The following is a 5,379-nucleotide window of genomic DNA, read 5'->3' as shown; positions in this document are numbered from 1 at the left end:
CGACTTGGTAGAAATGCTCAGGACATTACTGACACCATTAACTTGATTCAACAAAAGGAAGCCACACTAGATGTTTTAAGTTTACCGAGTTTCACTGATATACAAGATGTTAACTTACGTGGTTTATTAACCAATTTGGTTTTTGAAATATACAAATATACAGCTGAAGAAGAGCGCAACAAAATTCATGCTAGGCAGAATCAGGGAATCCAATTAGCTAAGGAGCGCGGGGAGTATAAAGGAAGAAGGCGGCAATATAGTCCACATGGATCAAAACGCTACCTATATAAAAGGGTAGTTCAAATGCTCAGGGATGGAACGAATATTGCACAAATTGCAAGGAGTACTGGCGTACAACGACGACAGATTTATCGTATTAAAGAATATGCTTTAAAAGTTGGAGACTTAGGCACTCCCAAAAGGGAAGTGAATAGTTAGGGCCTACAGGACAAGTTAGTGTTTTTTAGGGACCATCGGTCAAATAATAAAGCACTTACATTGATAAAACATTTTGGAGATGAACTATGTTTTTTAAAGATTGGACAAAATACAATAGTTTCGAATTAGTTATGATTACGTTGGGATGTAGCATTTATGCGTTCAGTCTAGATTTAGTCTCTATTCCAAGCGGCTTGGCAGACGGCGGTCTGAGCGGAATAACTCTGATTATTCGTCATTTCTTTCATATTAACTTGGGAATTAGTACTTTATTTCTGAATATTCCATTGATACTAATTGGGTTGCGCTACTTAGGCAAGCGCATGATGGCTTACACTATTTATGGCACCATTTGTTTATCACTATTTCTAATAATATGGTCACAGCAGGCTCTGATTCAACCACTACCATTGAGAAATGATTTATTATTGTCATCACTGGTTGCAGGGGTATTATCAGGGTTGGGAATTGGTCTGGTTTTTCGTTATAACGGAACTACTGGTGGTAGTGATATTATTGCTCGGGTTGGCCAGAGAAGTTTTGGATTTTCTTCGGGAAAAGGAATTTTGATTATTGACTACGTAGTATTAGGGCTATCACTATCATACTTAGATCTGTATCACATCGCGTACTCGCTAATTGTTAGTTTCGTATTATCTAAAGTAATTGATATGGTCCAAGAAGGGCCCAATCGTGCTAAGGTATTATTCATTGTGTCAGATAAAAGCCAAAAAATTTCCCAATTAATTGATGTTTCTTTAAATAGAGGATTGACATATTTGCAAGCTGAAGGTGGTTATCAGCATGATCAAAAGCAAGTGATTTATTTGGTGGTTCAACCGCGGGAAATTCCACAATTGAAGCAATTAATTAAAGCGATTGATGAACGGGCATTTGTGACGGTACTGGATGCCCATGAAGTGATTGGAGAGGGCTTTAGTTATCAACGCAAAAGATACCATGTTAATTGGCAGCACAGTAAAGAATAAAAATTAATAGACGTTTTAATATGAAAAAACGGCTATAATCTACTAGTCACTGATTAGAAAATTGTTGTTTTGATCACGTAGAGCAGTTGGGTATTGAACAATAATATATGTGAAAACGGCCAGGATTCAAATTTTATAGTTTTACTATTGAGACAGACTTGAAACCAATAGGTGTATTTTTTACAAGCCTTAAGTTTTGACAAGTATCAAGTAACTATTTTTTGAAATAATGCGGGGAAAATTATGAAACGAAATATTCAGTCTATCGGAAATACTATGCTCAGTATTATCAGTAGTACATGAGACGAGAGAGAACTTTTGGAAACGGTTGCTTAGATAGGTTGTGAATATTTTTTGAGTAGTATGGGTGGCTTTTTTGAGTAAGTTAAGTGACAGCATTGATTGTTATATGATTGTGTATGTCCTAAATGGACACAAGCAACGCTCCTAAGCAAAGCCTGTATGTACTGATTTCAAAAAAGCCCTCTATTCCGCATAATAGAGGACTTTTTTGTGTGCATTCTGCTTCATTTAAACGGACAAGTATACGTCTAAAAGGTGAACGTGTTGTCTGAGGGCGCGTGATTATTTACTTTTTAGTTTATAGTCAAGCTTATCCTTTGTTTCCATCATCGATACCAATTCATCGTAAGTATCACGTGTTTGGGGAGTTAGTGATTCAAGATAACTTTCAATCATCAAAGAAACCATTTCACTAGCTGAACGCTTATCAGCTGTTGCTTTAGACAAAGCCAAAACGGCGTTTCTGGTATGATTATCAACTCGCATGTTTACATCGAAGGTAGGAATTTTTTCCGCACTATCTTCGCCAAAACCTGCTTGCTTTCTAGAAATTGATGATACATTTACGTTTACCTTCTTATCAGGACTTTTTACCTGATTATCATTATCGTGTTTCAAAAGTCCTCCCATATTATTCTGCCTCCAATCTAGATATTAATTCAGTAGCAACAGCCGTATATGCGCTGTGAGTAGCTTTATCCCAAACAGAACGACTGCTTTCAGTGATTCCAGTAAGGTCGTATCTCTTTACTCTTTCCATAGCAGTAATGACATTTTCAAATATGTTGTCTTCCCCAAATTCTTCTACGGCCTGTTTAAGAACGGCATTGTCAATAATTGATTGCCCTTTTGTAAGAACTGGAAGAATACCCGCTACATCTACTTTTGCTCCAAATTCGTCAATTAAATTCGTTTGTAAATAGCTTAAGAAACTTTTTGCTCCCAGCAATGCTCTTTGCTGAGTTTGTAGCATAACAATGATCCAATCGCAGCACATAAAAACGTTATCGTTTGTTAAACTCATTGTAGGGCTTACATCAAGAAACACGAAGTCGAATTTGCTAGATATATTTGACAAAGAGTTTTTAAGATAGCTGACTTTAGCTTTTTCATCAATGTCTTGTTTATCAACCCACCGACTGAATAAGTTCATATCAGCAGCAGCTGGTATTAAGTCAAGATCGTTCTTAATGTTAATGATGCCGTCATTTAAGTCTTTTCCGTTAATTAGTAATGCGAAAAGAGATGGGTCAATTGTGATGCTGGAATTTTCGTGACTTTTTGTTTTTATCATTAAATCAGTTAGGTTTGCTTGAGGGTCACAATCTACCATAAGCACTTTATATCCCATATTTGATAATTCCCAACTGATTAAGGCTGTAGTAGATGTTTTACCAGTACCACCCTTTTCATTGGCGCAACTAATTATCATTTTTTAAAATTCCTCCATTTGTACACGGTACACGGTGTACTGTGTTATATGTACAGTGTACCGTACTCAGTACACAATGTACAGAAAAAATACTTAACAATTGAATGCGGAATGACGGCTTTTTTATGAAATTATTTAAGTGTACAGTACACAGTACCCAATACACGGTGTACAGTTTACAAGATACGGTGTACGGTGTACAGTGTACTGTACACAAGAAAAGTTGACCAAAAATTTGATAACTGATATAATGATAACCGTAGTCAAAATAGAACATAAAAAAACACCCACCGATTCCCGTCGGTGAGCGCCACACAAAAGTCAACTCATTTACTGACTATTATATCATGGCCGGTGCGATTTTTAAAGCCCTAGGGGACAAGCTGGGGTCTAAATCCAAGGGGACACGTTTGCCAGTGCGACTTCAATAAGTCTGGCTATACCACAACAAGGTCATCTGTACGGCTGGGTGGTGAATGGTGAGCGCGACCATTAACGGCGCGGGTGGTAAAACGAAGCTTCGGCTTGGTGCCACTGATTAGTTGACGATCGAACAAACATAAATACGTATTGCCAACGCCTACTAGGGCGTTTTTTAGTAGGTTAAACCGAAAACGTAGGTTTATAATGAGTGGTGGTAGCAATACCGCAATTGTACAGACAAGCGACGGGCGTTAACGACCGACGAACTAGGGGAAAACCTTAGCGTAGAATTGCACTCTGGTTCAGTTATTCCAAATAGCTGATTCCAGGGAACAATTCTGCGCTCAAAACGTCACTCCCTCTAAACTGAATGGAAAACCATAACCCGTCAAGTCAAAACCAACATTAGAATCAAGAAAGTTGATGATTTAAAATGCTTGATTTAAGAGATTGTGAGATTGCTTTTACCGGACGTCTAACTACCATGACTCGGGATCAAGCTTTTAGTTTGGCGAAAGTCTTTGGGGCGAAACCACAAAATTGGGTTACGAAACAGACAGATTATTTAGTGGTTGGGTTAATTGAGACGACTTTAGGTGAGGAGCCCATCACAAAAAAGTTATTGACGGGAACACCAACGATTTCAGAACGGGATTTTTTGGACTGGTGTCAGGCACGATTGGCGCAATGGTCTAGGAGTTTAGGCGGTTAAATTCACAAAGTGAGTTTAATGATTTTTGGGGGATTTTTCATCTAGACCACTCCTCTCCCGTCAAATTGCACAATAAAAAGGCCTACCCAATTGAGGATAGACCTTTTTACTTTATTCAGCTTTGTCATCTACTTTAATCTCAGCACTAGTTGAGGTCACATTGGAAACGTTCGCACTAGTTGGTGTTTTATCAGCTTGGCTAGCGGAGTCCACCTCGTTTTTAACATGTTCTAAGGTGCCTGTCGTGTCCTGTGAGACGTTTACAGTTTGTACGTCTGTAAATTACACCTAGCATACCTAAAATGGTCAGAACCGTGTCAAGTGGTAGATTGCAAATTTAATCCGAATTTGCAATCTACCACTTGACATAGGAGCTATACGGTAATCAAATGTTTGATACCCTTATAAAATAACTTAGCGGCCCATGCTAACGATTATCTCTACGTTGGTATGAGCCGCTTATTAATAATTTGATTTAATCAACTTTTAGTAAAATGGGTAATTAAGGATTACGTGGATATGCCGAGTATCACCCCATAAGTCCCCTTTATCCTGTATCTTTTAGTTTGTATTGTTTAAGTTCGTTTTCCCTTGACGTAAAAATTCTATTCCACCAAAGATTAATGTCCAGCAGATTGCCCCAACGGCCCCAACAATATCTTCTGGGATGAAGAACAGGCTGATGAAAATGATACCGAAGAATAATATAGTTAATGGGCTGGTAATTTTATACCATGGCATAATAAAACCATTTGGTAAAAAATCAGTGGAAGCCCGGTATCTTCTGTGAGCAACTAATGTCAATGTGTAAACAATAATATACATATCACTAGACACGCCGGTTACGATTGTAAAAACTGAACTGATGGCAGTTGTTAAACTCATAATCGGAGTGATTAAGACTAGCGAAGCGGTAAAAGCAATTGCAGCGGCAGGGACGCCACTGCTTGATATATTAGCAAACATCTTAGAACCTGTTTAAAATCTTCTTAGGAGTAATACCAGAAACGCTAAGATAACCATTTGACGACTTGAATTGAGTTTACGCTCACAGTTCTTCCAAAGTCGTCGACATTTATCCA

At 38.1% G+C, this 5,379-nt stretch carries 5 protein-coding genes and 2 pseudogenes; 3 read left to right on the top strand and 4 right to left on the bottom strand.

From position 1 onward, the window contains the following. Together MZO40_RS16540 and MZO40_RS16535 are read left to right on the top strand one after the other, a co-directional pair. Window positions 1-438: recombinase family protein (locus MZO40_RS16540; RefSeq protein ID WP_252133453.1), on the top strand; the 438-nt coding region annotated here is incomplete at its 5' end. Window positions 439-524: 86 nt separating this feature from the next. After that, on the top strand, window positions 525-1,427 hold the full coding sequence (locus MZO40_RS16535; protein WP_021356783.1) for a YitT family protein: 903 nt from the start codon (window positions 525-527) through the stop codon (window positions 1,425-1,427). Window positions 1,428-2,012: 585 nt separating this feature from the next. Here MZO40_RS16535 and MZO40_RS16530 read toward each other — a convergent pair. Both MZO40_RS16530 and MZO40_RS16525 read right to left on the bottom strand, forming a co-directional pair. Continuing rightward, the gene (locus tag MZO40_RS16530; RefSeq protein WP_027821221.1) at window positions 2,013-2,360 is read right to left on the bottom strand and encodes a DUF5388 domain-containing protein; all 348 of its coding nucleotides are present in this window, start codon (window positions 2,358-2,360) and stop codon (window positions 2,013-2,015) included. 1 nt (window position 2,361) lies between these two features. Continuing rightward, on the bottom strand, window positions 2,362-3,162 hold the full coding sequence (locus MZO40_RS16525; RefSeq protein ID WP_021356781.1) for a ParA family protein: 801 nt from the start codon (window positions 3,160-3,162) through the stop codon (window positions 2,362-2,364). An 856-nt stretch (window positions 3,163-4,018) separates the two neighbouring features. On the opposite strand from MZO40_RS16525, the gene MZO40_RS16520 reads away from it, so the two are divergent. Beyond that, window positions 4,019-4,297 carry a BRCT domain-containing protein gene (locus tag MZO40_RS16520; RefSeq protein ID WP_056953165.1) on the top strand — a complete coding sequence of 93 codons (279 nt, stop codon included), beginning with the start codon at window positions 4,019-4,021 and terminating at the stop codon, window positions 4,295-4,297. Between the two features lie 561 nt (window positions 4,298-4,858). Here MZO40_RS16520 and MZO40_RS16515 read toward each other — a convergent pair. After that, a pseudogene (locus MZO40_RS16515) lies at window positions 4,859-5,266 on the bottom strand (amino acid permease); the annotation flags it as partial. Between the two features lie 9 nt (window positions 5,267-5,275). Continuing rightward, a pseudogene (locus MZO40_RS16510) lies at window positions 5,276-5,379 on the bottom strand (IS5/IS1182 family transposase); the annotation flags it as partial.

The organism is Lactiplantibacillus sp. B652 (assembly GCF_023806745.1).
GTDB classification, from domain to species: domain Bacteria; phylum Bacillota; class Bacilli; order Lactobacillales; family Lactobacillaceae; genus Lactiplantibacillus; species Lactiplantibacillus pentosus.
Note: the sequence above shows the minus strand (reverse complement) of the source record. Positions and strands in the feature narration are given on the sequence as shown.